Source organism: Pseudomonas sp. WS 5059 (assembly GCF_012985525.1).
Taxonomy (GTDB): Bacteria; Pseudomonadota; Gammaproteobacteria; order Pseudomonadales; family Pseudomonadaceae; genus Aquipseudomonas.
In genome coordinates, this window is record NZ_JAAQWO010000001.1 from 556,564 (window position 1) to 583,481 (window position 26,918).

The following is a 26,918-nucleotide window of genomic DNA, read 5'->3' on the forward strand; positions in this document are numbered from 1 at the left end:
GAAGAGTCTTATGTCCTCTTTTGCTGAAATGATCGAAAACATCACCCCGGATATCTACCAGAGCCTCAAGCTCGCCGTGGAAATCGGCAAATGGTCCGATGGCCGCAAGCTCACCGCCGAACAGCGTGAGCTGTCGTTGCAGGCGATGATCGCCTGGGAGCTGCAAAACCTGCCGGAAGACCAGCGCACCGGCTACATGGGGCCGCAGGAATGCCAATCGAAGTCGACCCCGGTGGAAAACATCCTGTTCAAGTCGGATGCCATCCATTGATTGAGATTGGCCGTGGTGCAGTCAGCAAGATGTCGGCGCAACTGGGTTCGCCGACCGTTCAATACGCTTTTCGCCTGGGCGACACCGAGGTGCCGGTCAACCCGTTGATTGGCACTCATGTGCGCCTGGAATACCTCGGTGCGATCCACTGCACCCACTGCGGGCGCAAGACCAAGACCAGCTTCAGCCAGGGCTATTGCTACCCGTGCATGACCAAGCTGGCCCAGTGCGACCTGTGCATCATGAGCCCCGAGCGCTGCCATTTCGATGCCGGCACCTGCCGGGATCCGGCCTGGGGCGAAAAATTCTGCATGACCGACCATGTGGTGTACCTGGCGAACTCGTCGGGGATCAAGGTCGGCATCACCCGCGCCACCCAACTGCCCACGCGCTGGCTGGACCAGGGCGCGAGCCAGGCATTGCCGATCATGCGCGTGGCCACGCGCCAGCAATCGGGCTTTGTCGAAGATGTGCTGCGCAGCCAGGTCGCCGACAAGACCAACTGGCGCGCCTTGCTCAAGGGTGACGCGGCAGCGGTAGACCTTGCGCAGGTTCGCGACGAGCTGTTCGTCTCCTGCGCCGACGGCCTGCTGCAATTGCAGGAACGCTTCGGCCTGCAGGCCATCCAACCGGTAACCGATATCGAGCCCCTCGAAATCCGCTACCCGGTGGAGCAATATCCAACCAAGATCGTCAGCTTCAACCTGGATAAGAACCCGATTGCCGAAGGCACGCTGCTGGGGATCAAGGGCCAATACCTGATCTTCGATACCGGCGTTATCAATATTCGTAAATACACGGCTTACCAGCTCGCCGTGCATCAGTAGAAGGATTTCACGCATGCGCACCGAACAACCGAAGATGATTTACCTGAAGGACTATCAGGCGCCCGAGTACCAGATCGACGAGACCCACCTGACCTTCGAGTTGTTCGAGGACCATAGCCTGGTCCACGCGCAGCTGGTGATGCGCCGCAATCCCGAGCGCGGCACCGGCCTGCCGCCGCTGGTACTCGATGGCCAGCAGTTGGAACTGCTGAGCGTGGCCCTGGGTGACCAGGAACTGAGCGCCGCCGACTACCAGTTGAGCGACAGCCATCTGACGTTGCAACCGACCAGCGAGCGCTTCACGGTCGACACCAGCGTGCGCATCCATCCGCAAACCAACACCGCCCTGGAAGGCTTGTACAAGTCCGGCGGCATGTTCTGCACCCAGTGCGAGGCCGAAGGTTTTCGCAAGATCACCTACTACCTGGACCGCCCGGACGTGATGAGCACGTTCACCACCACCGTGATCGCCGAGCAACACAGCTATCCGGTGTTGCTGTCCAATGGCAACCCGATTGCCAGCGGCCCCGGCGAAGACGGCCGGCACTGGGCGACCTGGGAAGACCCGTTCAAGAAACCGGCCTACCTGTTCGCCCTGGTGGCCGGCGACCTGTGGTGCGTCGAAGACACCTTCACCACCATGAGCCAGCGCACCGTCGCACTGCGCATCTATGTCGAGCCGGAAAACATCGACAAGTGCCAGCACGCCATGAACAGCCTGAAGAAGTCCATGCGCTGGGATGAAGAGGTCTACGGTCGCGAATACGACCTGGATATCTTCATGATCGTCGCGGTCAACGATTTCAACATGGGCGCCATGGAAAACAAGGGCCTGAACATCTTCAACTCCAGCGCCGTGCTGGCCCGCGCCGAAACCGCGACCGACGCCGCGCACCAGCGGGTAGAAGCCATCGTCGCCCACGAATACTTCCACAACTGGTCGGGCAACCGCGTGACCTGCCGCGACTGGTTCCAGCTGTCGCTCAAGGAAGGTTTCACGGTGTTCCGCGATTCGCACTTCTCTGCGGATATGAACTCGGCCACCGTCAAGCGTATCCAGGATGTGGCCTACCTGCGCACTCACCAATTCGCTGAAGATGCAGGGCCGATGGCCCACGCCGTGCGCCCGGACAGCTTTATCGAGATTTCCAACTTCTACACCCTGACCGTGTACGAAAAGGGTTCGGAAGTAGTCGGCATGATCCACACCTTGCTCGGTGCCGAGGGTTTCCGCAAAGGCAGCGACCTGTACTTTGAGCGCCACGACGGCCAGGCCGTGACCTGCGACGACTTCATCAAGGCCATGGAAGATGCCAACGGCGCCGACCTGACCCAGTTCAAGCGCTGGTACAGCCAGGCCGGCACCCCGCGCCTGGTGGTGAGCGAGTCCTACGACGCTGGCGCCAAAACTTACAGCCTGACCTTGCGCCAGAGCTGCCCGCAAACCCCGGACAACGTGGAAAAACTGCCGTTCGTGATTCCCGTGGCCCTGGGCCTGCTGGATGCCAAGGGCGTCGACCTACCGTTGCGTCTGGCCGGTGAAGCCGCTGCGCAGGGCACCTCGCGGGTATTGTCGGTGACTGAAGCCGAGCAGACATTCACCTTCGTCGATATCGCCGAACAGCCGTTGCCGTCGCTGTTGCGCGGCTTCTCGGCGCCGGTGAAGCTGAGCTTCCCCTACAGCCGTGACCAGTTGATGTTCCTGATGCAGCACGACAGTGACGGTTTCAATCGCTGGGAGGCGGGCCAGCAACTGGCGGTGCAGGTGTTGCAGGACCTGATCGGCCAACACCAGCAGGGCCAGGCCCTGGTGCTCGATCAACGGTTGGTCAACGCACTGCGTAGCGTGCTGAGCGATGAAAGCCTGGACCAGGCCATGGTCGCGGAAATGTTGTCGTTGCCGGGCGAGGCCTACCTGACCGAAATCAGCGAAGTGGCTGACGTCGACGCGATCCACGCCGCCCGCGAGTTTGCGCGCCAGCAGTTGGCCGACCAACTGTTCGAAGGCTTGTGGCTGCGCTACCAGGCCAACCGCGACCTGTCGCGCAACACGCCTTACGTGGCCTCGGCAGAGCACTTCGCGCGCCGCGCCCTGCAGAACATCGCGCTGTCGTACTTGATGCTCAGCGGCAAGCCAGAAGTGCTGGCCGCAACCCTGGAGCAGTTCGACGCGTGTGACAACATGACCGAACGCCTGACGGCACTGGCGGTGCTGGTCAACTCGCCGTTCGACGCCGAGAAGGCCAAGGCCCTGCAAGTGTTTGCCGAGAACTTCAAGGACAACCCGCTGGTCATGGACCAATGGTTCAGCGTCCAGGCCGGCAGCGTGTTGCCGGGCGGGCTCGCGCGGGTCAAAGCGCTGATGCAGCACCCGGCGTTCAATATCAAGAACCCGAACAAGGTGCGCGCGCTGGTCGGCGCCTTCGCCGGGCAGAACCTGATCAACTTCCACGCGGCCGATGGCTCGGGCTATCGCTTCCTGGCGGACCTGGTCATCGAGCTGAATGCCTTCAACCCGCAGATTGCCTCGCGGCAGTTGGCGCCGTTGACCCGCTGGCGCAAATACGACAGCGCCCGCCAGGCGCTGATGAAGGCGGAACTGGAGCGCATCCGCGGTTCGGGCGAGCTGTCCAGCGATGTGTTCGAGGTGGTCAGTAAAAGCCTCGCATGACGCCTGACTCACCGCTGGCTGCCTACCAACAGGCCCTGGCCGATGGTTTTGTGGCTGACGACGCGCAACGCCGAGCGGTTGAGGCGTTGCAGGCCTGCCATGCGGCATTGCACCAAGCCGCCGACGCACCGGTCACCGGGGTTTATCTGTGGGGGCCGGTGGGGCGGGGCAAGACCTGGCTGATGGATCAGTTCCACCAGAGCCTGCGGGTGCCCGCGCGACGCCAGCACTTTCATCACTTCATGGGCTGGGTCCATCAACGCCTGTTCCAATTGACCGGCACCCCGGACCCGTTGCAGGCGCTGGCCCGCGAGTTGAGTCGCGAGGTGCGGGTACTGTGTTTCGACGAACTGTTCGTCAATGACATTGGCGACGCAATCATCCTCGGGCGCCTGTTCCAGGTAATGTTCGACGAAGGGGTGGTGATGGTCTGCACGTCCAACCAGCCGCCAGGGCAGTTGTACGCCGATGGGTTCAACCGCGAGCGCTTCGTGCCGGCTATCGAGGCGATCCAGGCGCATATGCAGGTGGTGGCGGTTGATGGCAGTGAAGATCACCGCTTGCATCCGGGCACGGCCGTGCAGCGCTATTGGGTGGATCAACCCGAGGCGTTGGCCAGGGTCTTTGAGGATTTGAGCAAAGGCCAGGCCTTAAGCAGTGCACCAGTGAACGTGGGCTCGCGTGTGATTGCCACGGTGCGGTCCAGCGAAAACATCCTGTGGTGCCGCTACGCTGACCTGTGCGAGCAACCGTTGGCGGCCATGGATTTCATGCTGTTGTGTGATCGCTATCGTGCCATTTTACTGGGCGAAGTCCCCGGCTTGAGCGCCTCGACACGCCCTGGACGGATTGCCCGTGGTACCGAGGATGGCGCCCAGCGCGTGGAGGCGGGCGACCGTGAGTTGCCGGCGCTGTCGGTGCACGACGACAGCGTGCGGCGGTTTATCGCCCTGGTCGATGAGTGCTACGACCGCAAGGTGGCGCTGTACATCGAAGCCAAGGTGCCCTTGGCTGAGCTATACACCGAGGGTTACCTGGAATTTGCATTCCGCCGCACCCTCAGTCGTTTGCAAGAGATGCAGTTGCAACGTTTTGGTCAGTGATGGCTATTTGCCCATACTCACTGGCGTTTACTTGTTGGCTTTTTCCCGCGCCAACTTGTAGTTAATCTCCTTCATCTAACGCCTACACCGCGCTTACAATCGAGCTTTTGCGGGGAGCTCATCCCTGCCGGGCAGTTATCGAGGAAGGAAATGGAAGCCGCAGAAATACTGGTACTGCAAGCCAGCTACAGCAACCCCGTGCACGCCGAGGCCCTTGGCCTGTTGCTCAACCACTATGCACAAGACCCCATGGGCGGCGGCCACGCCTTGTCCGCCGACCTGCTGCAACAGTTGCCGGCGGAACTGGCCAAGCGCCCCCATGCGTTCAGCGTGCTGGCCTTTGTCGGCGGGGAGCCGGCCGGGTTGGTCAACTGTTTCGAGGGGTTCTCGACCTTTGCCTGCCGGCCGCTGGTCAACGTGCATGACGTGGTCGTCAAGGAAGCATTCCGGGGGCTGGGCCTGAGCCAGAAAATGTTGCAAAAGGTCGAGGAAATCGCCCGCCAGCGTGGTTGCTGCAAGATCACCCTGGAAGTGTTGGAAGGTAATGCCGTGGCACAGGCGTCGTACCGCAAGTTTGGGTTCGACGACTCAATCTTCGACCCGGCCCATGGCCGCATGCTGTTCTGGAGCAAGGTCCTCTAACGGATCATTCCCACGCTCTGCGTGGGAATGATCGGGGGTGGGGTTAGCTCTTGGGTTGCTCGGCGTCCCGCGCCTGTTCGGCAGATCCGGATTCAGTGCCCTTGGCATCGGCAGCCGCGGTCTGTTCGGCATCGCCGTGGATTTGCTTCTGGACGAAGCTGAAGTTGTTGAAGTGCTCCTTCACGCGTTCCCCGCCGCCTTCAGCGAAGGCCGCAGCGGAGGTCAGGCCCAACAGGCCGGTGAGCATCAAGGTGGAAAGTTTCATCGCATGTATTCCCATTAAAAGTGACCGGTATCTGCACCGTCCCTGATCAGATTTATGGGAATAGTTTGTAGGACGCTTATTAAGTGCGGGTTAACGTCACGCCCCTCCAGAGTTAACGTGAGGGGCGGGGTCGTTTACTTCAGCACCACATTCTGGGTGCCGGTACTGGCCTTGGGCTTGATCAGGCTGAAGTCGATCAAGGCCTTCTGCGGACGCTGGTAGGGATCGCCAATCAGCAACGGCCGTGGCTTGAAGCTATCACTGACCAGGCTGCGGCTGCGGTCCAGTTCGTCGAAGCTCAAGCCGGCCAGGTCAGCCCAGGTGTGAATCAACTGCGAACTGCTGTACGGACGTTGCACATCACCCTGCATATTCCAGTCGTGGGTGGCGCGCCACTTCGGCGAGGCCCAGGTCATGAAGGGGATGGTGTACATCGGCGCCGTCGGTTTGCCCTCGTTGCGACCCAGGGTGTCGTGGCCTGCCGAGTCGAACACATCCTCGCCGTGGTCGGACAGGTACAGCAGGAACCCATTGGGGTCGGTCTTGGCGTAATCCTTGATCAGGCTCGACACCACGAAGTCGTTGTAGCGCACTGCATTGTCATAGCTGTTGTAGGTCGGCAACTGGTCGTCACGCACGCCGTCCGGCACGCCCTGGCGGTCGGTAAAAGTGTCGAAGCTTGGCGGGTAGCGGTACTGGTAGCTCATGTGGGTGCCCAGCAGGTGCACCACGATCAGCTTGCGCTCGGCCTTGTCGGCGAGGGCCTTGGAGAACGGCTCCAGCACGTCGCCATCGTACTGGCGGGCGTTCTGGTTGCGGTTGTTGTTGAGGTATACCTGCTCGTCGGCCTGCTCGGAGAACGTCGTGAGCATGGTATTGCGCTTGGTCATGGTCTGCTGGTTGGTGATCCAGAAAGTCTTGTAGCCGGCCTGTTTCATCATGCTGACGATGGATGGGGTCTTGAGGTACAGGTCTGGATGCTCTTCGTCGGCAAAGGTCAGCACCTGTTGCAGCGCCTCGATGGTATAGGGGCGCGGGGTGATGACGTTGTCGAACACGTCCAGTTGGTCACGCAGCTTGTCCAGCTCCGGCGTGGTCTTGCGGGGGTAGCCGTAGAGGCTCATGCGCTGGCGGTTGGTGGACTCGCCGATCACCAACACAAGCGTCGACGGTTGGCCGGCCATGCTGTCCTTGAAGTTGCTCAGTGGCGGGATCTTGCTGACGTTGTCGAGCATGCCCTGCATGTTGTTCAACTGCTGGGTGTAGCGACGATAGGCGACGATCATCTGCCATGGCACTGCAGGTTCGACACGGGTTTCGAAACCATCGATGGCCCGCTCCAGGGTGTCGTTGGTAGCGATCTGCTTGGCCAGCGGATAACCGACGATCGCCAGCACTATGGCGGTGGCTGCGACCATCGCCCGGCCCCGGGGCAGGTAGACCGGGCGTATGCGGGTCCAGAGGAAGATGGCCAGGGCGGTGTGCGCAATGAAGGCCAGTACGATCCACCAGGCAAAATACTGGGTGGCGTACTCGCCGGCTTCAGAGATGTTCGACTCGAACATGATGAAGATGACGCTCTGGGAAAACTCCTGCTGGTAAATAAAGAAATAGCCCAGGCTGGCCATGGAACAGGCCCACAACACAACACCGATCAAGCCGGCCAGCAGCCGGGCGCGACGTGGGAATAGCAGCATGGGTGCCAACCACAGCGCGCTCATGAAGAACGCCTGGCGGAAGCCACTGAAACCGGAGGTGCCGGTCAGTTGGATCAGCAGTTGGGTAATGCCTGAGAAATACCAGAAAAACAGGAACATCCAGCCAAAACCTGCCCAATCAAACCCTTTTGCAGACTTCGTGCTGCGTTTGAACATCGCCATGCAGCGCTCCAACCCAATAATTACCACCGCCCATGCGTGAGGCGGCGTTCTGGCGGAGGATTATCGGGAAGGGCTGGTGAAAACTTCGTGAGTTGGATCTGAGGGAACGATCCTTTAAGGCGCCGGCAGGCCAGCGCCTACAAGGGCTCAGCAACTGATGGCTTGATTCGCGAGCTGGGCCTGCAACTGCGCGCGCAGACGGATGACTTCCTGTTGCAACTGTTCACGCTCGTCTTTCAACTGGCGCAACTCGTCGCGGCGGACGGTGACGTAGAGGGTCTGTGGCGGGCGTGTCATCTGTGCAGTGCGCATTGCTTACCTCGCAAATAGCCGGTGTGTCGCGGTGCCAGAGCGCTTGAGTCGAGGCCCTCGGCAGGAGTCAGGGGGCGATTCTGATTTCTTTTTCAGCTCAATGGAACTTTTTTATTTTTCAGGGTCGTTGTGACTTTTCAGGCGGTGATGGTGAAACGATGGCCTCTTTTTCTGATGAAACTAGTGCGATTGGCGCCGGACTAATTCGTCATTGCGCTATAAACTGTGTCACACATTTTTTTATTTGTAGTTGGGAGCATCAATACATGCAACTGGGGATTATTGGACTAGGCCGCATGGGCGGGAATATTGCGCGCCGCTTGATGCTCAATGGGCATACCACCGTGGTCTACGACCGCAATGAAGCATTCGTCAAAGGCTTGAGTGAAGAGGGCGCGACCGGCGTTGCCGATCTGGCCGCCCTGGTGGCCGGCCTGCAAAAGCCGCGGGCCGTCTGGGTCATGTTGCCGGCGGGCGAACCCACTGAAACCACGATCAACGACCTGAGCCAATTGATGGAACCCGGCGATGTCATCATCGACGGCGGCAACACCTTCTACAAGGATGACGTGCGTCGCGGCAAGGCCCTGGCGCAAAAGGGCCTGCACTACATCGACGTCGGCACTTCCGGTGGCGTGTGGGGCCTGGAGCGTGGCTACTGCATGATGATTGGTGGCGACGCCGAGACCGTCAAGCACCTGGACCCGATCTTCGCCACCCTGGCCCCGGGCCTGGGCGACATCCCGCGCACCAAGGACCGTACCGCCACCGACGACCGTGCCGAGCGTGGCTATATCCACGCAGGCCCAGCCGGTTCCGGGCACTTCGTGAAGATGATCCACAACGGCATCGAGTACGGAATGATGCAGGCGTTTGCCGAAGGTTTTGACATTCTCAAGACCAAGAATTCGGAAAACCTGCCGCCAGAACAGCGTTTTGACCTGAACGTGGCCGATATCGCCGAAGTCTGGCGCCGTGGCAGCGTCGTATCCTCCTGGTTGCTGGACCTGACGGCCGATGCCCTGGCGACCGACCCCAAGCTCGACGGTTACTCCGGTTCCGTGGCCGACAGCGGCGAAGGGCGCTGGACCATCGAAGCGGCCATGGAGCAATCGGTACCGGTACCGGTGCTGTCCAACTCGTTGTTCGCCCGGTTCCGTTCGCGCCAGCAAAGCACCTACGGTGACAAGCTGCTGTCGGCCATGCGCTTTGGCTTCGGCGGCCATGTGGAGACTTCCAAAAAATGACGGCCAACGGCAAGAAACCCAAGGCCGAACCCGCTCCACCCACTACCTTGTTCCTGTTCGGCGCCCATGGCGACCTGGTCAAGCGCCTGCTGATGCCGGCGCTGTACAACCTCAGTCGCGATGGCCTGCTGGGCGAGGGCCTGCGGATTGTCGGGGTGGATCACAACGCTATCAGCGATGCCGACTTCGCCAAGAAACTCGAAGACTTCATCCGCACCGAAGCCGCGAGCAAGGTCAAGGGCAATGCCGAACATGCACTGGACCCACAATTGTGGGCCCAGTTGGCCAAGGGCATCAGCTACGTGCAGGGCGATTTCCTGGACGACGGCACCTATGCTGACATCGCCAGCAAAATTGCCGGCAGCGGCACTGGCAACGCGGTGTTCTACCTGGCCACCGCGCCGCGCTTCTTCAGTGAAGTGGTGCAGCGCCTGGGCCGGGCCAACCTGCTGGAGGAAAGCCCCGAGGCTTTCCGCCGCGTGGTGATCGAAAAGCCGTTCGGCTCCGACCTGGCCACCGCCGAGGCGCTGAATGCCTGCCTGCTCAAGGTCATGAGCGAAAAGCAGATCTATCGCATCGACCATTACCTGGGCAAGGAAACGGTACAGAACATCCTGATCAGCCGTTTTTCCAACGTGCTGTTCGAAGCGTTCTGGAACAACCACTACATTGACCACGTGCAGATCACTGCTGCCGAAACGGTCGGCGTGGAAACCCGGGGCAGTTTCTTCGAGAACACGGGCACCCTGCGCGATATGGTGCCCAACCACCTGTTCCAGCTGTTGGCAATGATTGCCATGGAGCCACCCGCTGCCTTTGGCGCCGACGCGGTACGCGGCGAGAAGGCCAAGGTGATTGGCGCGGTGCGCCCTTGGTCCCTGGAGGATGCGCGGGCCAACTCGGTACGCGGTCAGTACACCGCCGGCGAAATCGGCGGCAAGGCGCTGCCGGGCTATCGGCAAGAGGCCAATGTGGCGCCGGACAGCAGCACCGAGACCTTCGTGGCCCTCAAGGTGATGATCGATAACTGGCGTTGGGTCGGCGTGCCGTTCTACCTGCGCACCGGCAAGCGCATGAGCGTGCGCGACACCGAAATCGTCATCTGCTTCAAGCCGGCGCCCTATGCGCAGTTTCGCGACACCGACGTCGATGAACTCAAGCCGACCTACCTGAAGATCCAGATCCAGCCCAATGAAGGCATGTGGTTCGACCTGCTGGCGAAAAAGCCCGGGCCGACCCTGGACATGGCCAACATCCAACTGGGCTTTGCCTACAAGGATTTCTTCGAGATGCAGCCGTCCACCGGCTACGAAACCCTGATCTACGACTGCCTGACCGGTGACCAGACGCTGTTCCAGCGCGCGGACAACATCGAAAACGGCTGGCGTGCGGTGCAGCCGTTTCTCGATGCATGGAAGGAAGACGACGGGATCCAGGCCTACAAGGCCGGCGAAGATGGCCCGGCGGCGGCAGATGAGTTACTGGCCCGCGATGGCCGCGCCTGGCATAGCCTCGGATGAGTGAGGCCGCGATTCAACCCATCCGTTTTTTGTTGAGTGATATGGACGGCACCTTGTTGTTGCCCGATCACAGCCTCAGCCAGCGCACCATCGACGCCGTGCGCGCGCTGCGCGAGGCCGGGGTGTTTTTCAGCCTGGCCACCGGGCGGCCGCCCAGGGCGATGTTGCAGCAGATCGAAGCATTGGGCGTCGACGTGCCCACGGCCGGGTTCAATGGCGGCACCCTGGTCAACCCCGATGGCAGCATCCTGGTCGCGCACCATCTGCCAGAAGAAGCCGCGTTGATCACGTTGGCGCTGTTAGGCGATCAACCCGAAGTAGAAATCTGGGTGTTTGCCGATGGCGACTGGCTGCTGCGTGATCCTGCGGGCCCCATGGTGCCTCGGGAACAGCATGGCTTGGGCTATGCGCCGGTGGTGGTGGAGAGTTTCGGGCCGGTCCTGGGGCGGATCGACAAGATCGTCGCCGCCAGCGCTAATACCCAGTTGTTGATTGAACTGGAGGCGCAGCTGCAGCCCAAGGTCGCAGGCCTGGCCCAGGTCTCGCGTTCGCAGCCGGTGTATCTCGATATCACCGCGATGCAGGCCAACAAGGGCGATGCCCTGAAAACCCTGGCCGCTCATCTTGGCGTGGCGCTGGAGCACACAGCGGCTATCGGCGATGGCGGCAATGACCCGGCGATGTTCCAGGTGGCCGGGTTATCGATTGCCATGGGCCAGGCCGAAGAGGCGGTCAAGCGTCAGGCCGATGTGGTCACCGACAGCAATATCGAGGACGGCGCCGCCCAGGCAATTGAGCGGTTTATCCTTCACAGCCAGTAACTGACCGCATACCAGCCCAGCACGCCCATCACCACGGTGTACGGCAGCGCCATCCACACCATGCGCCCGTAGGACAGGCGGATCAGCGGCGCAATCGCCGACGTCAGCAAAAACAGGAATGCCGCCTGGCCATTGGGCGTCGCCACGCTGGGCAGGTTGGTCCCGGTGTTGATCGCAATGGCCAGGGTCTCGAAATGCTCGCGGCTCATATGGCCGGACACAAACGCCTGCTTGACCTCGGTGATATAGATCGTCGCCACGAACACGTTGTCGCTGATGGCGGATAACAGGCCATTGGCAATAAACAGCATGCCCGGCTGTTGTTCGGCGGGCAGCGCCAGTACCCATTGGATCAATGGGGTAAACAGCTGCTGATCATGAATCACCGCGACCACCGCGAAAAACACCACCAGCAACGCAGTAAAGGGCAGGGCGTCCTTGAAGGCATTGCCGATGCGATGTTCTTCGGTAATCCCGGTAAAGGCGGTGATCAGCACGATCACCAGCAGGCCGATCAAGCCAACCTCGGCGACATGAAAGGCCAGGCCGGCGATCAGGATCAGTGCAGCCAGGCCCTGGACAATCAGCGCTGCCCGCTGGCGTGGGGTGCGTTCGGCGTTGTCTTCACGGGCGTAGTTGGCCAGCACCTGGCGCACGTTGTCCGGCAGTAGCGTGCCGTAGCCAAACCAGCGCAGCTTTTCCAGCAGCACGCAGGTGACCAGGCCCGCTACCAGCACCGGCAGCGATACCGGGGCAATGCGCTGGAAGAACTGGCTGAAATTCCAGCCCATCTCATGGCCGATCAACAGGTTCTGTGGCTCGCCTACCAAGGTACACACACCGCCGAGGGCGGTACCGACGGCGCCGTGCATCAACAGGCTGCGCAGGAAAGCGCGAAATTGCTCAAGGTCGGCGTGGTGCAAGCTGGGCAGATGGCGATCGTCGCTGTACTGGCTGTCCTGGCGCGGATCATTGCCCGATGCCACGCGGTGATACACCGAATAGAAGCCCACCGCGGCACTGATAATCACCGCAGTCACCGTCAAGGCATCGAGAAAGGCGGACAGGAAGGCCGACAAAAAGCAGAACATCAGCCCCAGCAGCGCCTTGGAGCGTACGCCCAGCAGCAGGCGCGAAAACAGGAACAGCAGCAAGTCCTTCATAAAGTAGATACCGGCCACCATGAACATCAGCAGCAGGATCACCGGGAAGTTATGCAGCAACTCGTCGTACAGCGCCTGGGGCGTGGTCATGCGCAGCAACAGCGCCTCGACCATCAACAGCCCGCCGGGCATCAACGGGTAGCAGTGCAGCGCCATGGCCAGGGTGAAAATGAACTGGGCCACTAGCAGCCAGCCGGCCGTCACCGGGCCGAATACCCAGAGCACCAAGGGGTTGAGGATCAGGAACGCGAGAATGCAGGCCTTGTACCAACGAGGCGAGTGCCCAAGGAAGTTATGGGCGAAGGCCTGGGCCATTGATCCGGACATGGGGTGCTCCTGGGGGCGAGAAGTGCGCAAGGTGCCCGAGGCTCACTGGAAGATCAAGTGATCATGGCATGGCTGCTATATAAAGAAGGGCGATACGAAAGTTTCAGGCACGCAAAACCCGTGGCGAGGGTTGAACTCACTCGCCACGGGTTTAATAGTCTTAACAAGTTGCAGCCGATATAAGAAGCGACGGTATGTCGCAGTAGCTGCGTTAACTTACTTGGGCATTGCCCAGGATTGAAGTTGATAACCTTCGCCATTCAATTCGGCGCGGGCTTGTAGCAGCAGGGCTTCCAGTTGCTCTGGATCGGAGTAGGTGCTGCTGGAAATCAGTGTGCGTCCGATGCGGGTTTCGGTGCGGTCGATTACGGCCAGGCTAAGTGCGCCAGTACCGTCTTGTAGTGCCCAGGCTACGCATTGAAAGGGTTCAAAGGCATGGCCGGCGATCAGCAGTGCTTCGTTGAAACGGAGCGGGGCGTTCATGGGGTCTTCTCTCTAAGTGCCCAATCAAAAGATGTGCCGTCGGTTGGGCTTACCGTTCGGCTAGTACCTGTACTGATGCACGATGACAGGGTACGGGTCACATGTTAGAGCAAGAAAATTTAACTTTTCGTGATTAACGTCATGTAAGGCGTGATTTTGAAAGGTGAATGAAAGATTGCAGTAGTGTTCGTCGCGGGGCTTGATCGCTAAACGCTGTATCGGTGAGGGTTTTATCGCGAAACGATACAAGGGTAGTGTCAAGATCTTGCTAGGGTTATGAGCAGCTCGCCCAAACTGTTGTTTCTAAATAACTTTAATGATTTTGACGCCAAGGAATAGTCATGGTCGTTACACCAGCCCTGCGTCGCTTGCTTGTGGTCGATCCCTGTGACGACTGCCACCAGTTATTGCCTGGTTTGCGGGCGGCTGGCTGGGATGTCGACAGCTGTGCCCTGGAGGCGCTGGGCGAGCGAACCTGTGATGTAGGGCTGTTGCGCCTGCAGCCTTTTCACCTGCAGCGGCCCGAAGCGGTCAAGGAACTGATCAGTCGCAGCGGCACCGAATGGATTGCCGTGCTCAGCCCCGAGATGCTGCGCCTGCAAAATGTTGGCGACTTTGTGTGCGAATGGTTTTTTGACTTCCATACCTTGCCGTTCGATGTGTCGCGCGTCCAGGTCACCCTGGGCCGCGCCTTTGGCATGGCGAGGCTAAGGGGCAAAGGCGTGACCCATGTGGACGAGCCGGAGCATGAGCTGTTGGGTGATAGCCGGCCGATCCGCGAGTTGCGCAAGCTGCTGGCGAAACTGGCGCCCACCGAGTCGCCGATTTTGATCCGTGGCGACAGCGGCACCGGCAAGGAACTGGTGGCCAAGACCCTGCACCGCCAATCCCAGCGCCACGCCAAGCCCTTTGTGGCGATCAATTGCGGGGCGATCCCCGAGCATTTGATCCAGTCCGAGCTGTTTGGCCATGAAAAGGGCGCATTCACCGGCGCCCATCAACGCAAGATCGGCCGCATCGAAGCGGCAAATGGTGGCACGCTGTTCCTCGATGAGATCGGTGACCTGCCGATGGAGTTGCAAGCCAACCTGTTGCGCTTTCTTCAGGAAAAGCATATCGAGCGGGTGGGTGGCAGCCAGCCGATCCCGGTGGATGTCAGGGTGCTGGCGGCGACTCACGTCGACCTGGAAGCGGCCATCGAGAAGGGCACCTTCCGTGAAGATTTGTACTACCGGCTCAATGTCCTGCAAGTGGTCACCGCACCGTTGCGCGAGCGGCATGGCGATGTGGGGATGCTGGCCAATCATTTTTCCAGGTTCTACAGCCAGGAGACCGGGCGCCGGCCGCGCAGTTTCAGCGAGGACGCGTTGGTCGCCATGGGCAAGCATGGTTGGCCGGGCAATGTACGCGAGCTGGCGAACCGGGTGCGGCGTGGCCTGGTGCTGGCCGAAGGGCGGCAAATCGAAGCGGCCGACCTGGGTTTGCAAAGCCAGCAGGCAATCGTGCTGCCCATGGCGACACTGGAAGACTACAAGCACCGCGCCGAACGCCAGGCGTTGTGCGATGTGCTGAACCGCCATAGCGACAACCTGAGCGTTGCCGCACGGGTGCTGGGGGTTTCCCGGCCGACTTTCTACCGGTTGCTGCACAAACACCAGATCCGCTAGGGCGGGTAAAAAAAGCCCCGTCGCGACCCTTATCGCGGCGGGGCTTTTCCTTTTCTCAAACTCACCATTCCCTGTAGGAGCGTTTAGAAGTAGTACGGGAATTTCAGGCTGAAGGTGAAGTCTGGTGCGTCATCGGTCATGCCGATAGCCAGGTTGGGCACGATGGTCAGGTTTTCGCTGGCGGCAATGGTCATGCCGACGTTGAAATACCCGGCATTGGCGTCACTGGACACAATCGACTGCCAATCACCGCCATCAGGCTTGAGCTTGCTCTTGCGCTGGATCAGGTCCGACACCGAGAACGACATACTCATGCGCTCGTTGAGGGCAAACGCCACCCCCACGCCCAACTGGAAGCTGTCGCCCAGGCGCACTTTGCCACCGATGTTCTGGTTGACGTCACTGCTAATGTCGTCAAACGAGCCCTCGAAATTGTGGGTGTAGGAAATCGAACCGAACAGCACGGCCGGGTCGAAGGTCTTGACCAGGGAGAGCCCCGGGGTGATCGACCATACGCCGTTGCCGGTGGGCAGGTTCTCCGGCACGTACAGGTTGTCGTTGGCCGTCGAGCGCACCAGCTTGATCCCGAAAGGCTCCTTGCCGGTGGGGGCTTTGACGCGGACCGACACCACGGCATCGGGCATCGTCGGCGATTCGTCGAGGAACTTGTAGGCAATCCCGAAGTTGACGTCGCCGATGGTCGGATCCCGGCTCACGCTCTCTTCGGAAGTGGCCTGCGGGTCACCGCCACTGGCGCCACCGGACTGGTAGGTCGACTCGCGGTACACCACTGGCACGTTGACGTCGAACTGCCAGCGGTTGTCGAGGTTGTAGCGCCCGGTCAAGTCCAGGGTCCAGTTATCCGCCTTGATGCGGTCCAGGTTGATATTGCCGAGGAAGATCGAATCCAGCGCCAGGAAGCCGTTGAGGGTCAACTGTCGGGCGTCGTAGCGGGCGTAGGTGATGCCGGTTTCAAAACTGAACTTGCCGTTGCCGAAGAAACCGCTGGCTTCGTTATACAAGTTGCTCACGCTTTGTGCTGGCTCTGAATCATCCTTGAGCGATTGCCCATAGGAACTGCCGCCGGCTGCAGCGCCCTTGCTGTCCTTGGCGCCGCTGGCGGCCACGGTGCTGCCGCTCTGCTTGAAGTCTGCCGGCGACTTGGCCAGGCGTTTGGGGGCTGGCGTCGCGGGCTGGTCTTCTACCTGGCGTACCCGTTGCTCGAGGACCGCCAGGGCCTTTTGTTGTACTTCGTAGCGCTGCTTGAGCTCCAGCAGTTCTTGTTTGAGGGTTTCGATATCCGCGTCTGGCGCTGCGTACAACAGACTCGCCGGCAAGAGCGTACTTAAACAGACAACGGCACGTAGTGATAACGATCGATGCATGAAATAAGCCGTCCTTTTCTAATGCGTAAGTGTCGAGGGTCAGCGTAGTTCAATAACCGAGTGTGCGTAGGCCCTTGAGTTGATCCAGATTGCAGTTCAATGCCCCGGCGCTCAGGCCATTGCTGCCAAGCGCGACATTGAGCTGGGTCATGTTATTGACGAAGTTGCTGTTGCCTTGCAAAACCGTGCCTTGCAGCACGTTGCCGCCGCCGATCTGCTGCAACGCATTACCCTGGTTGTTATGGGCTGCGATGGCCATTTGCACGCCGCCATTGTTGGCGGACACACTGACCCGGCCCGCCGCGCTGTCTGTGGTGAACGAGCCGCCCGCCAGCAACGCATGCCCTGATTGCGCGACGTTGGCCGGCGACAGGCCGTTTTCACTGACATTGATCCCGACGTTGTTGTACGCCGTGTTGCCATCGCCTGCGGCGCGTACGGTCTGGGTCACGCCCTGGCCGCTGCCCAGCCCGGCGCCACCGACCACGGTGCCGGTGCCCGGGTCGCGGGTGGTGCCGTTACCCACCGAGCCGGTGGATTGCACATAGAATTGCGGGGTGATCGTGGACGAGTCGATATGCATGTTGGCGCTCACCGTACTGGTGTCGCCCGCCGCATTGGTCCAGGTGGTGCTCATGACAATGCCGAAACTGACAATCCGCCCCGGCATCACGAAGCGGCCGCGCAGTTCAGCCAGTTCCGCGTCGTTCATTTCAATGGGCTTGAACGCCGAAGAGGCATAAGCAGGCATCGAGGCTGCCAGGCACAGGGCCGTGAGCCAACGGGAAGTGTTCATCATCTGCTCCTGGGGCATCCTGCCCCTTATGGCGCTTCTAGAAGAAGTCGCTCTGGATGAAACCGAAGTCCATCAGCTCGGCGTCGCCCACGGGCCGGAACTCGTTCATTTTGGTCTTGGCGGTCAACGGCGTGGGGGGATCGAGCAGGGCGTTGGTCTTGTCATAGCCTTCACCGAGTACGGCGAAGACGATGCCATTCCAGCCTGCGAGGAAGTCATCCCGCGAAAGGCGCTTGTTGCCCAGTACCGGATCGCCGATGTAGACCCAGTCTTTTTCAGCCCGCTGCATCACCACAAAGTGCTTGTAGCCACGGATCTCCACCAGCACCACCACCGGGATCTTCACCGTCAACAGGGTGTCGGGTCCGATCTTGTAGCCCCGGGCGCGCATGCCGATGCTTTCCAGATAACGCTTCATGTCCAGCATGGAAAAGCCCTGGGTGCGTACCAGGTCCTGGTCAGCGTTGATCAGCATGCCCTTGATGATGTGTTCTTCATCCACGTCCAGCCAATAGGCCTGGCGCAGGATGGTAGCGAGTGCCGCAGCACCACAGCTGAAATCGGTTTTCTGTTCCACCAGGTTGGCGAACCGGCGTTCGCGGATGCTCTCGACCTTCTTGAAAATCACTGCACCGCCGGGCATGGCGGAAATCGCCATTTGCCCTGCCCACGAGGGGCCGGCGAGCAATAACAGAAGGCAAAGCGTCGCGAGGCGCATGATCATGACCTGATGGACACTGGAAATAAAAAGGGCCTTGTTGCCAAGGCCCCGTTGCATCAGAACGCCAGTTTGCTGCCAGTGCCCGCTGCGCAGACGGTGCAGCCGCTGCCCAGGGTGAGGGTGTTGCTTTGTTGGTTGCCCGAACCCGCTGCCACGTTCACGCCGATGTTGCCCGAGGCGTTGTTGGCGGAGTTGAGCAGGCCAGCGTTGTTGACCACATACTGAGGCTTGTAGCTGTGTTTGGAGGCCGCTTCGTTGAGGAAGTGGTTATCCAGGGACACTTGTTCGGTGTTCGAGGCAGCCGCGACGTTTTTGCCGTCAGCCGTCACGATTGCCAGGTTGTTTTTCTGTTGGTTGCCTTGACCGGCCGCCACGTTGACACCGACGTTGCCGGAGCTGTTGTTGGCCGAGTTGACCAGCGAAGCATTGTTTTGCGTGCCTTTGTTGGTGAACTTGTTGTCTTTGCTTTCTTGATAGATATCGGCCAAAGCGAAGGTACTTTTAATATCATCATCAGCGCTGCTGGTGATTGCCGCAGCGTTATCTTGCTGGTTGCCCGAACCCGCCGCGATGTTGGCACCCAGGTTGCCTTTGCTGCTGCTCAGCGAACCGTTGGCCCCGGCGTTGTTGAGGGTCTTGGTGTCGTCGAACTTGTTGTCCTTGCTCACTTGGGTGTCGGTCACGGCAGCGGCCACGGTGCCGGTTGGCGCTGGGGTTGGTTTCCATTTTTCGGCAGGACCTGCCTGTGCAGCAACAGCCATGAGCGCAGCCAGAGCGAAAACCAGTGGTTTGAGAGCCATTGTAGGTTTCATGGTGTATCTCCTTGCTTCTAATTAGTTGGTTAAGTGTTGGTACGGTCTAACAAACACCTATCAAGGGGTTACTTGATAGTCACACCGAGGGTGTTAGCCATTCGGTTCCCCACCCCTGCACTCTGATTCACCTGTACCACTCCACGGCTGCCGGTGAAGGCCTGGTCGCTGGTAACGACCTGGCGGCTGCCAGTGGTAGAGGGGGATCGTGAGTCTGGTAACAACGTCATGTTCTGTTGCGACAGGACGCTGTCATCGATGCTTTGCGGACCTGTGCTGATCCGCACCGCATTGATCATCTGGTTATTGGCGCCGGCCGCCTGGTTGACGCCCAGGATGCCGTTGCCATTGCTAAATGAGCTGCCCTGGATCGCCGCGCTGGCGTTCAGGGCGGGATCAACCTTGCCGTCGAGTTTCTGGATCAGCGCCTCGCTGGCCTGGCCACCGAGGCTGATCGCCCGACTGTTGATCTGCTGTTGTTGATTGCCGGCGGCCTGGTTGACCGACAGCACGCCGGTGTACTGCTTGCCGGTATTGTCGATCGAGGCCTGGTTGCTGCTGTCGGCCATGGCCGCCGAACAGCCGAGTACGCTGAGTAACAGCCACGCGCGATTCATGGCTGGACCCCCATCATCGCGCCAATGTTGTTGAGCGGTGCCAGGCCGCGCTCAATCGAGCCGCTGATCTGCCCGCCCAGGGTGTTGCCGCTGGCATGCCCGGCCGCGGCACCGGCGCCCAGGCCAGTCGAGCTGTTGCCCAGGGTATTGCTCAAGCCGGGGAGGTCGCCGTTAGGCAGGATGGCGCGGGTGATGGTCGAGCCGCTGCTGACACCGGCGAAATCGTTATCGCTGAGTTCGCTGCCAGTAGCGCGCAGGATCTGTTGGCTGGGGTTGGCGTTGGCGGTGGAAGGGTACGGGTCCTTGCCAAACGCAGGCCGACCGACCATAAAGCCTTGCACATTGCGACCTGTAACGATGATGCCGTCCTGCGCAGAGGCGGGCAGGCTCACACTGGCGCCGAGTACACAGCTGATCAGCAGTAGGCCTATGGAGCCTTGATTGAGAGTTGCCACGGCATCATTCCTTGTTCTATGACGCTGACCCTAAACAGCGCTGTAGGGAATAGAGCAGGAGCTGTGCCGTTTTTTATATTTGCAGCTTTTTCAAAGGCTTGGGATGTATGGCAGGGCGGGCAGGTGCAAAGGTGTATCAGCTATGAAACAGGACGCCAGTGGATGACCGGCACCTGGCATGGGCAGGCAGGGCGAAAGGGGTGTTTCAGCAGCGCAACACTATTGATGACCAATCGATGAATCCGCAGCCGCAGGGCGCTTGCGCGGCGGTGGGTGTTTCAAAAGTGGACATCATGGCGCGAGCAATCCCTTGGGGAGCGATTGCTGTTCAGCGTTTGGGAGTTTTGCGTGGGATCGAATTGAGCACGGTGTTGCCATCCTGGTTCTGGGTCAGGTAGACCGGCAGCACCTTGGGCAGGGAGGACACCAGATGGGTAACTTCATGGATATCGTAGATCCCGCCAATACGGATATTGCCGGTGCCGGTATCGGCCAGCATCACCGGTTTGCCCAGGTAGCGGTTGATCAGGGGCAAGGCATCTACCAGTGCCAGGTTGTCGAGGATCAACTTGCCCGTGCGCCAGGCCAGTGCCGGGTCGTGGGGAGAGAATGCCTGTAGCTGCGGTTGCGCATCACCACGGTTGTAGCTGGCCTGCATCCCGGGCGTGAGGTTCAGCCCGCTGTGGCTGGCATCGCTGGTGATCTTCACCGAGCCCTCCAGCAGCATGACCCGCACCTGCTCGTCATACTTCCAGACGTTGAACTGGGTGCCTGTCACACGGATCTGCCCGCTGCCGGCGCGCACCACAAACGGATGCTCGCGGTCGTGGCTGACGCTGAAGAACGCCTCGCCTTTTTTCAGGGTCGCCCGGCGCTCGTTTTTATAGTTGCTGTAGACCAGCTCGGTGCCCAGGTTCAGTTCCACGACGCTGCCGTCGGCCAGTGTCACTTGGCGCAGGCCGTTTTCGGCGGCGTAATGCTCATAGGAACTGGGCAGCCAACCGGCTTCCCAGCCAGTGAAGGCGGCCAGGGGCAACGCCACCAGAGAGATGGCGGCAGCCACGGCATACTTGCGCCAGCGGCTGGGCGGCGGAACCAGCGCCAGGGGCGGGGAGGGTTCTTTGCTGCGGGGCAAATGGTCGGCTACATCCCAGATTTCCAGCATGGCCGCATATTCGAACGCATGCAGGGGATGTGCGTCGTGCCATTGCTCGAACGCCTGGCGCTCGGCCTCTGTGCAATCAAAAGCGTGCAGGCGCATGCACCAATGCGCGGCGGCATCGGTGATTGCGTCGTAGTCAGCTTCTGAAAGGGGTTGCTCGGTCATTGGTGCTTCCTGATTTCCTACATTCTAACCTTCCCGGCAGGGTGCCGAGAACAGCCATCATGGCGAATGAGCATCAATGTGGAACTAATTCGGGGTCCAAACACCCTAAAAATCTGGATCTGTAAGTCATTCTCTCTAACGGAGTAAGAAAATGCTGAAGAAAACCCTCACCGCCATGCTCGCCACTGCCACCTTGCTCGGCGCTGGCGCCGCCCTGGCCGACAAACCCGGGGCAGGTTGGATCACCATCGAGAAAGCCATTGAAACCGCCAAGGCCAAGGCCGGTTACATCGAGGTCTACCAGGCCGAAGCTGATAACGACGGTTACTGGGAAGTAAAAGGTCGCAAGGCTGACGGTATCGTTTATGAAGCACGCATCGACGGCGCCTCGGGCAATGTACTGCGCGATCAAAAGGACTGATCCCCGCGGGATCAGTCCAGCGATGCCCTTCGACTGGAGGGCACTGGGTCTAACTGACGTCCCAGGTTACTGATCATGAACGCCACCGAGTCGGCATTATCCAGCATGGTGTCGACTCGCCTTGCCAGGTTGCTCATGAAAATCCCCCTTGCGTTGCCCAAATTCGCGCCCCCGGTGGTGCGAAGTATCTGATCCCTGATGTACTCGGTGTCTGAGGCTTGTCCGAAGTCGCTCCATAGCGTGCCGCTCACGTCCGCAAACTTGAATAGCTGGCCCACGGGTGTCCTGCGCGAGTAGCTTTGGGATTGCTGTTTTTTCAGGGCGCCAGACAGAGTGCGCCCGGCCTCTGTCAACGTCTCGATCAGGTCGGAAAACGGCGCCACGGAGTCCAGGTACGCTGCATCGGCTGTCTCAGCAACCACATGGCTCAACTCATGAATCAGCAGCGTCGCCCGCGCATGGGCCGCCCAGTCGAAATGGTCGGGCAGGCAGTTGTCATAAATGCTCAAAGGCGGTGCAAAAAAATGCTCGGACAAGTAAATCCGCCGATCAGGATCTTTATCGATGGTGAACCCCCAATTGCCGTGTGGGTCCGTTCGATGAGAACCGGCCACGAAACGCTTGGAATCAAGCGCGCTGAGCTTGGGGTCCAATAGCGCTGCCAGGATCAGATCGACGATACGATGCAGCTTTTGCACCAGGAGTGGATCAACCACTTGCGGGCCCTGATCGGTGTCGATATCAATGCCAAAGAACTCATTGACGAAGCGATGGATACGCGTGACCGGCGCTACCCCAGGCTCCAGCAAGGCCAGGTTCAACTTGCAGTTCTGCACATAAAAAGTTGCCAGGTCGATCGCCTCGACAATCATCCTGGCCCGATCAGGGCACAGTTGGCGAATGGCCCTCATCCCGACAGCCTCGATATTCATTGTCCTGCGCGCTGATGCCCGGATTTCCCTGCGATCCAGCAGGCGACCAAAAGCCTGGCCATAGCGTGCGATATTGCCGCGGGTGTCGATCGCCCATTGCCCGGCGCTGTTGCGATGGATGAAGGGGCCGTTTTGATCGGGTGTGCGAATGCGCCAGTCGTTCCCCAGAGACAGCGCCTTGTACACCTTGCCAGCCAACGGAATATAGGCGGCCCCTTGATGCTGGTAAGTACCGTTGAGCTCATTCTTGTTCATGTTCACCAGGGCCACATCACTCACTTCGCTGGGTGCAAGCTGGGTGCGTTGTGGGGCGGTGATGTCCAGTCCCGGCCACTTCACAAAGGTCTGCGGCGCAGCCTGGGGCGTTTGCTGCTCGGGATCGAAGAGCAATGACTGCGCGTCGTGCAATTGCTGAGCCAGTGACGCCATTTGCGCAATGCCTTCGATAAACGTCTGTAAGGCCCGGCGCCAATGATGGTCTTGCAATGCTTCGGCGGAGTCCATGAACAACGAAATGCTGCGCCAGATATTCCACGGCAGCGCCAGCTTGCCAGGCAGCAAACTCAGCACACTCTCGGCAGAACCGCTGAGCACCTGCTTGACGGTTTCCCATTCGGCCTGCGCCCCCTCGACCCATTGGACGCCGAGCCACTTGAGGAGCAGTTGCCGATTGTCGTCGAACAGCTGGCTGAACAGGTTGCCCTGGATTGGATTGAAGTCCAGGGTGATTTCCGAATCTCTCCCCAGCGTGCTGGCCAGCAGATTGCGATAGGTCGCGTCCTGAGGCGCGGCCAAGCGATTGAGGACGCAGTCTTGCAAGGCACCCGGCAGGTTCAGGGCTTCAAGAAACTGCGCTTCGCTTTCAAACTCGGTAAAGCTCAGTGTCGGGTGATAGGGTGCATACAACACCTGGATCCCCTCGCGTCCTGCGCTAATAAGGTAGAGGCCGAGCACGGGCGCGCGCGTGGCACCGGCCGTGGCTAGCAGCTCAAGCGGCCTGATGATGGCGCTCGCGCCTGCGACCGACGCGCGGGCAATCGCGTCTGGCATGTCGACAACCTGTTGGATCAGGTCCAAGCCTCGTTCTGACAGGCGCTCCTGTAATTTCAGGGCATGGGCATGCTGCAGCAGCTGCCACGGCAGTTGCTGGCTGAAGTCCCTGCGCCGCTGCTCGATTCCGGGCGCACCGCCAGCCAGGTGTTGCGCCAGGTAGGTGTGGTAGTCATCGTGGATTTTCAACTGGGTCAGCATCTGGCGCACCACGGTTTCCGTAAGGTCGGCAGACGTGCAGACCACATCGAACCTGGCACTTTGCAGGCTGGCGGGGTTCATGGCGAAATCCAGCAGGCTCTGGCGTAGCCCTGCCAGGGCCAGCTTGGGAACGATCTGCACCCCATCGGCAAACAGCGAGTAATCGACGAGCATTTCGTTAAGGCGATCCGACACATGCTGGCGCAATGACCGGAGCTCATAAAGATAGTCCCGGCCATGCAACGTACTGACGCGATATTGCTCGAGAATCTCCGCGTGGCGTCTTTGTTCCCTGGCCGGCGCGGCCCCAAGCCTGTCGGGCAGCGAATGCCTGAGTTCAGCCCAGCGGGCGATATCGATAGCGCGCTGCAGATTATTGGCCGGCTGTTGGCGCTGCACTTCGCCGAGCGCCTGGACCAATGACTGGGCATTGGTCTTGAACGCCAGAGTGTGTTGGCGCTGGGCGATGTGCTGATCGATCCACGATCGCTGGCACCTATGTAGCACCGGTTCTCTGATTGATTGAAGCGGTCCCAGCTCATAGCGTTGATGGGGGAGCCGCTTAAGCGCGTCCAGGTTTTCCAGCAGGCTCAGGCGTAGGGCCGAGTCGTTCAGCCGGTGCGCCAATGCGTCGCGCAGGTAGCGGATCGTAGTAAAGGCTTCCACGCCGCTGGCGGGTGTCCACAACAACGCATGTCCGGAGTGATGCTGATCAAGCCCGCCGCGCTCGGTCAGCACAAAACAGTTGGCCAATTGACGCAAGGTGGTTTGGCCTTTCGCCAGCAGCGACAGGGTGAAGGCCTCGGGTGTGAAGCCGTTCAAGGTCAGAGGCTGGCGTGTACTGGTGGTGTCCGGATTGAGGACGGCCCGCAGGATGCCGACATCACGTTCGTCCAGGGTTTTATCGAGCAGTCTGAGACTAGCCTCTTCAAGAATCCCCACTGCCATGCTGTGTGCCAGCGTGGGGATCAATGCCTGCAGGCCCGCGCGGGGAGTCTGGGCGACGGCCTGGAGGTTTAGCACGAGCAACCACTGGGTGAGCATGCTATTGAGTCGAGCAATGCTCAGTTCCGGCCGTTTTGCTGCCACGCCGTGGTTCCGTGGCCCGTACACGCCGTACTGCGCAGAGTCAGGGATGGCCTGTGCCTCTCCCTTCAGCCGGGCGATGCAATGGGCGAGGATGCTCTGGCTGGCTTGGGGCGTACGGCGTTCCTGAGCGTCGGCATGGGTGGCATAGCGGCTGATGTAGAGGTTTGCCGGATCCAGGGCGATCCCGGCAGAGAGGTTGAAGGTGCGGCGCAGTTGGTCGGTAATCAGCGTCTCAAGATTGGGAATCCGCGCTATCAGATCGCCCTGTGCGTTGACCAGGCTGTGCAGTTTGCGGATTGTCAGTCGCGCCCTTTCAGCGGGTACCGAAGGTGGTGATGGGTGAGTGCTCCAGCGACCCTTGGCATCCAGTCCCAGTAGACGATGGTCAAGCATGGCACGGATATCCAGGCCGTGATCAAGCAGGGCGTAGGCATTGACCGTTCCCAGGTTACGCCGGTAGATATCCAGGCAATACTCGAGGTTCTGCCGCTGCTTGTTGATGATGCCTTCAAACAAGGTGTTGAATACCGGCCCATTGATAGAGGCCGAACTGATCTGTGGATGTTTAAAACCTATGAACCGCGCCCGCTCCTCCAATCCCAGGAAGCCGAAAAAATCATCTTCATGCCCCCTCGCCTGGGCCATTGCCTTGAGCGTTGCCTGCAAGTCGTCATAGCTTGCAAGTACTTGCAAGCCCTTGGATTGGGTGTAGAGACAGTTAAGGCTATCGGTAATCACCAGCGTACTGGCCAACTCGACAAAATGGGGTGGGTACTCCCATAGCCGGACTTTCTCGATAGGGATTGTTCCCCGGCGGTTGCCCTCCAGGTAAAGCGCTTGCAATTCTTGCCACTGTTGCGCCGAAATCACATCCTCCTGGCGCTTGAACAGCAGATCGACCCTGGATTTGTCGCTCATCGCCTGGGCGAAGTACTCGCGCCTCGACTGCCCGGGATGGATGTCAGCGTTCCAGTAGGTCTCTATTGAGTTGAGGAGGAACAGATGTAGCTGGCGCGAGGCTTGTTTCAGCCCCTCTTCCCACAGTGTGTTGGTGCCCTGGGTCGCTGCCACCTCAGGGTTCGCGAACTCCCGGCGCAGGCCTACGGGCCAGGACTGCTGGCGATAAAACAACAGCAGGGCATCGCGCAGGCGCAGCGCGTCGACCCAGCGGTCCTGCTCCGTAGGGGAGGCCGCCAGGGCATACAAAAAGACATGGGTCTTGTGTTGATCAGCGTTGGGAAAGGCTTTGCGCAACGTGCTGTTCAGCAGTTGGTCCAGCAACGTCTCCAATAACGGCAACTGGCCCAATTGATCGAGCATTGCCTGCACATTCAGTTGTTGGTAACGCTCGATGCAGGCTTTTTGTTCGTCGAATACGTTGCCCTCGATCAGTTGCCGAGTGAGCGTAGAACCGGCCGCAAAGCTGAAATCTGCGCGTTGGCCAATGGACAGGAAATGCAATAGCTCGCCACGTTTGTGCTCATCGCCCAGCCTGGTTTTCAGTGCTTGCGACAATTGCCCGTAATCACTGAATTTCTCCAGTCCGGTCTGCGGGCCATAGAAAAAAACCGCGCTGTAGTCGCCCTCGGAACCCATCGCGAATGCCCCGGCCAGTTCAATCGGTTCCTTGCCTGGGCAGTTGAGCAGCAAGCGCTCGGCGATCATCGGCGGGGATTGGGCTTTACGCCCGGTGGCGCTGGCAAAGAACAGATTGCGCAGGAACTGGCGATCTTGATCGCCGATATCGCGCTGGCGTTCGCGCTCATTCAGGCGCTTGGCCAGGCGCATGGCCTCGGGGAAAAAGTAGGGGAGTTGCAGGTCGTCCATCGCAAAGGCTCGGTGCAGGTTATAGAAGGCATCGAGCCTAGGCGTGGCGGGCATCCGCAGGGCCCTAAATAAATAGGCTTGAAACC

The 26,918-nt window shown here is 60.0% G+C and carries 22 protein-coding genes and 1 pseudogene; 10 read left to right on the forward strand and 13 right to left on the reverse strand.

Going from position 1 to position 26,918, the window contains the following annotated elements; translation table 11 throughout:
• Nucleotides 1-10 precede the first annotated feature (10 nt).
• The 5 genes from HBO12_RS02445 (at nucleotide 11) to HBO12_RS02465 (ending at nucleotide 5,514) form a co-directional block, all read left to right on the forward strand.
• Nucleotides 11-271, forward strand: coding sequence for a YeaC family protein (locus HBO12_RS02445; RefSeq protein ID WP_029291449.1), 261 nt, complete (start codon nucleotides 11-13; stop codon nucleotides 269-271).
• Nucleotides 268-1,098 carry a DUF2797 domain-containing protein gene (locus tag HBO12_RS02450; protein WP_178123663.1) on the forward strand — a complete coding sequence of 277 codons (831 nt, stop codon included), beginning with the start codon at nucleotides 268-270 and terminating at the stop codon, nucleotides 1,096-1,098. The genes HBO12_RS02445 and HBO12_RS02450 overlap by 4 nt, the downstream gene beginning before the upstream one ends.
• 13 nt (nucleotides 1,099-1,111) lie before the next feature.
• The gene (gene pepN, locus HBO12_RS02455) at nucleotides 1,112-3,769 is read left to right on the forward strand and encodes an aminopeptidase N (RefSeq protein ID WP_170041325.1); all 2,658 of its coding nucleotides are present in this window, start codon (nucleotides 1,112-1,114) and stop codon (nucleotides 3,767-3,769) included.
• The gene (zapE, locus tag HBO12_RS02460; protein WP_170041326.1) at nucleotides 3,766-4,872 is read left to right on the forward strand and encodes a cell division protein ZapE; all 1,107 of its coding nucleotides are present in this window, start codon (nucleotides 3,766-3,768) and stop codon (nucleotides 4,870-4,872) included. Before pepN ends, zapE begins: the two co-directional genes overlap by 4 nt.
• Nucleotides 4,873-5,022: 150 nt before the next feature.
• Nucleotides 5,023-5,514 (forward strand): GNAT family N-acetyltransferase, encoded by a 492-nt coding sequence (locus HBO12_RS02465; protein ID WP_169951944.1) that lies wholly within the window; start codon nucleotides 5,023-5,025, stop codon nucleotides 5,512-5,514.
• A gap of 43 nt (nucleotides 5,515-5,557) precedes the next feature.
• On the opposite strand, the gene HBO12_RS02470 is transcribed toward HBO12_RS02465, so the two are convergent.
• The 3 genes from HBO12_RS02470 to HBO12_RS02480 form a co-directional block, all read right to left on the reverse strand.
• Nucleotides 5,558-5,779 (reverse strand): hypothetical protein, encoded by a 222-nt coding sequence (locus HBO12_RS02470; RefSeq protein ID WP_170041327.1) that lies wholly within the window; start codon nucleotides 5,777-5,779, stop codon nucleotides 5,558-5,560.
• Nucleotides 5,780-5,913: 134 nt separating this feature from the next.
• Nucleotides 5,914-7,659 carry a phosphoethanolamine transferase CptA gene (locus HBO12_RS02475; protein WP_170041328.1) on the reverse strand — a complete coding sequence of 582 codons (1,746 nt, stop codon included), beginning with the start codon at nucleotides 7,657-7,659 and terminating at the stop codon, nucleotides 5,914-5,916.
• 147 nt (nucleotides 7,660-7,806) lie between these two features.
• Nucleotides 7,807-7,956, reverse strand: coding sequence for a DUF6026 family protein (locus HBO12_RS02480; protein ID WP_222931746.1), 150 nt, complete (start codon nucleotides 7,954-7,956; stop codon nucleotides 7,807-7,809).
• Between the two features lie 281 nt (nucleotides 7,957-8,237).
• Between HBO12_RS02480 and gnd the strand changes: the two genes are divergently transcribed.
• From gnd to HBO12_RS02495, 3 genes are read left to right on the forward strand one after another with little or no spacing between them, the layout of a single operon-like run.
• Nucleotides 8,238-9,218: a phosphogluconate dehydrogenase (NAD(+)-dependent, decarboxylating) gene (gene gnd / locus HBO12_RS02485; RefSeq protein ID WP_169951938.1), complete on the forward strand. Its 981-nt coding sequence runs from the start codon at nucleotides 8,238-8,240 to the stop codon at nucleotides 9,216-9,218.
• On the forward strand, nucleotides 9,215-10,738 hold the full coding sequence (gene zwf / locus HBO12_RS02490) for a glucose-6-phosphate dehydrogenase (protein WP_169951935.1): 1,524 nt from the start codon (nucleotides 9,215-9,217) through the stop codon (nucleotides 10,736-10,738). Before gnd ends, zwf begins: the two co-directional genes overlap by 4 nt.
• Nucleotides 10,735-11,559, forward strand: a complete 825-nt coding sequence (locus HBO12_RS02495) for an HAD family hydrolase (protein WP_170041329.1) — start codon at nucleotides 10,735-10,737, stop codon at nucleotides 11,557-11,559. Before zwf ends, HBO12_RS02495 begins: the two co-directional genes overlap by 4 nt.
• On the opposite strand, the gene nhaB is transcribed toward HBO12_RS02495, so the two are convergent.
• Complete coding sequence (gene nhaB, locus HBO12_RS02500; protein WP_170041330.1) at nucleotides 11,547-13,049, reverse strand: sodium/proton antiporter NhaB; 1,503 nt, start codon at nucleotides 13,047-13,049, stop codon at nucleotides 11,547-11,549. The genes HBO12_RS02495 and nhaB overlap by 13 nt on opposite strands.
• Before the next feature lie 216 nt (nucleotides 13,050-13,265).
• The gene (locus tag HBO12_RS02505) at nucleotides 13,266-13,532 is read right to left on the reverse strand and encodes a hypothetical protein (RefSeq protein ID WP_169951918.1); all 267 of its coding nucleotides are present in this window, start codon (nucleotides 13,530-13,532) and stop codon (nucleotides 13,266-13,268) included.
• A 341-nt stretch (nucleotides 13,533-13,873) separates the two neighbouring features.
• Between HBO12_RS02505 and HBO12_RS02510 the strand changes: the two genes are divergently transcribed.
• Nucleotides 13,874-15,199 (forward strand): sigma-54 dependent transcriptional regulator, encoded by a 1,326-nt coding sequence (locus HBO12_RS02510; RefSeq protein WP_169951915.1) that lies wholly within the window; start codon nucleotides 13,874-13,876, stop codon nucleotides 15,197-15,199.
• Nucleotides 15,200-15,282: 83 nt separating this feature from the next.
• On the opposite strand, the gene HBO12_RS02515 is transcribed toward HBO12_RS02510, so the two are convergent.
• From HBO12_RS02515 to HBO12_RS02545, 7 genes and pseudogenes are all read right to left on the reverse strand, one after another.
• Complete coding sequence (locus tag HBO12_RS02515) at nucleotides 15,283-16,584, reverse strand: coiled-coil domain-containing protein (RefSeq protein ID WP_169951912.1); 1,302 nt, start codon at nucleotides 16,582-16,584, stop codon at nucleotides 15,283-15,285.
• A gap of 49 nt (nucleotides 16,585-16,633) precedes the next feature.
• A complete protein-coding gene (locus tag HBO12_RS02520; RefSeq protein ID WP_170041331.1) occupies nucleotides 16,634-17,380 on the reverse strand; it encodes a hypothetical protein in 747 nt (248 codons plus the stop codon).
• Nucleotides 17,381-17,417: 37 nt separating this feature from the next.
• Complete coding sequence (locus tag HBO12_RS02525) at nucleotides 17,418-18,098, reverse strand: C39 family peptidase (protein WP_170041332.1); 681 nt, start codon at nucleotides 18,096-18,098, stop codon at nucleotides 17,418-17,420.
• 334 nt (nucleotides 18,099-18,432) lie between these two features.
• Nucleotides 18,433-18,532: pseudogene (locus tag HBO12_RS28665) on the reverse strand (heme utilization protein); the annotation flags it as partial.
• Nucleotides 18,533-18,981: 449 nt separating this feature from the next.
• On the reverse strand, nucleotides 18,982-19,530 hold the full coding sequence (locus HBO12_RS02535; RefSeq protein ID WP_169951902.1) for an adhesin: 549 nt from the start codon (nucleotides 19,528-19,530) through the stop codon (nucleotides 18,982-18,984).
• Nucleotides 19,527-19,985: a hypothetical protein gene (locus tag HBO12_RS02540; protein WP_170041333.1), complete on the reverse strand. Its 459-nt coding sequence runs from the start codon at nucleotides 19,983-19,985 to the stop codon at nucleotides 19,527-19,529. Before HBO12_RS02540 ends, HBO12_RS02535 begins: the two co-directional genes overlap by 4 nt.
• Nucleotides 19,986-20,313: 328 nt before the next feature.
• Complete coding sequence (locus HBO12_RS02545; RefSeq protein WP_170041334.1) at nucleotides 20,314-21,312, reverse strand: FecR family protein; 999 nt, start codon at nucleotides 21,310-21,312, stop codon at nucleotides 20,314-20,316.
• A gap of 151 nt (nucleotides 21,313-21,463) precedes the next feature.
• Between HBO12_RS02545 and HBO12_RS02550 the strand changes: the two genes are divergently transcribed.
• Complete coding sequence (locus HBO12_RS02550) at nucleotides 21,464-21,733, forward strand: PepSY domain-containing protein (RefSeq protein WP_170041335.1); 270 nt, start codon at nucleotides 21,464-21,466, stop codon at nucleotides 21,731-21,733.
• 11 nt (nucleotides 21,734-21,744) lie between these two features.
• Here HBO12_RS02550 and HBO12_RS02555 read toward each other — a convergent pair whose 3' ends face one another.
• Nucleotides 21,745-26,886 (reverse strand): DUF6543 domain-containing protein, encoded by a 5,142-nt coding sequence (locus HBO12_RS02555; RefSeq protein ID WP_170041336.1) that lies wholly within the window; start codon nucleotides 26,884-26,886, stop codon nucleotides 21,745-21,747.
• Nucleotides 26,887-26,918 lie beyond the last annotated feature (32 nt).

Coding starts and splice junctions, on each gene's coding strand:
- zwf (WP_169951935.1), top strand. CDS start 9,215: ATGACGGCCAACGGCAAGAAACCCAAGGCCGAACCCGCTCCACCCACT.
- HBO12_RS02555 (WP_170041336.1), bottom strand. CDS start 26,886: ATGCCCGCCACGCCTAGGCTCGATGCCTTCTATAACCTGCACCGAGCC.
- HBO12_RS02520 (WP_170041331.1), bottom strand. CDS start 17,380: ATGAACACTTCCCGTTGGCTCACGGCCCTGTGCCTGGCAGCCTCGATG.
- HBO12_RS02515 (WP_169951912.1), bottom strand. CDS start 16,584: ATGCATCGATCGTTATCACTACGTGCCGTTGTCTGTTTAAGTACGCTC.
- HBO12_RS02495 (WP_170041329.1), top strand. CDS start 10,735: ATGAGTGAGGCCGCGATTCAACCCATCCGTTTTTTGTTGAGTGATATG.
- zapE (WP_170041326.1), top strand. CDS start 3,766: ATGACGCCTGACTCACCGCTGGCTGCCTACCAACAGGCCCTGGCCGAT.
- gnd (WP_169951938.1), top strand. CDS start 8,238: ATGCAACTGGGGATTATTGGACTAGGCCGCATGGGCGGGAATATTGCG.
- HBO12_RS02525 (WP_170041332.1), bottom strand. CDS start 18,098: ATGCGCCTCGCGACGCTTTGCCTTCTGTTATTGCTCGCCGGCCCCTCG.
- pepN (WP_170041325.1), top strand. CDS start 1,112: ATGCGCACCGAACAACCGAAGATGATTTACCTGAAGGACTATCAGGCG.
- HBO12_RS02535 (WP_169951902.1), bottom strand. CDS start 19,530: ATGAATCGCGCGTGGCTGTTACTCAGCGTACTCGGCTGTTCGGCGGCC.
- HBO12_RS02470 (WP_170041327.1), bottom strand. CDS start 5,779: ATGAAACTTTCCACCTTGATGCTCACCGGCCTGTTGGGCCTGACCTCC.
- nhaB (WP_170041330.1), bottom strand. CDS start 13,049: ATGTCCGGATCAATGGCCCAGGCCTTCGCCCATAACTTCCTTGGGCAC.
- HBO12_RS02505 (WP_169951918.1), bottom strand. CDS start 13,532: ATGAACGCCCCGCTCCGTTTCAACGAAGCACTGCTGATCGCCGGCCAT.
- HBO12_RS02480 (WP_222931746.1), bottom strand. CDS start 7,956: ATGACACGCCCGCCACAGACCCTCTACGTCACCGTCCGCCGCGACGAG.
- HBO12_RS02475 (WP_170041328.1), bottom strand. CDS start 7,659: ATGGCGATGTTCAAACGCAGCACGAAGTCTGCAAAAGGGTTTGATTGG.
- HBO12_RS02465 (WP_169951944.1), top strand. CDS start 5,023: ATGGAAGCCGCAGAAATACTGGTACTGCAAGCCAGCTACAGCAACCCC.
- HBO12_RS02550 (WP_170041335.1), top strand. CDS start 21,464: ATGCTGAAGAAAACCCTCACCGCCATGCTCGCCACTGCCACCTTGCTC.
- HBO12_RS02545 (WP_170041334.1), bottom strand. CDS start 21,312: ATGACCGAGCAACCCCTTTCAGAAGCTGACTACGACGCAATCACCGAT.
- HBO12_RS02445 (WP_029291449.1), top strand. CDS start 11: ATGTCCTCTTTTGCTGAAATGATCGAAAACATCACCCCGGATATCTAC.
- HBO12_RS02510 (WP_169951915.1), top strand. CDS start 13,874: ATGGTCGTTACACCAGCCCTGCGTCGCTTGCTTGTGGTCGATCCCTGT.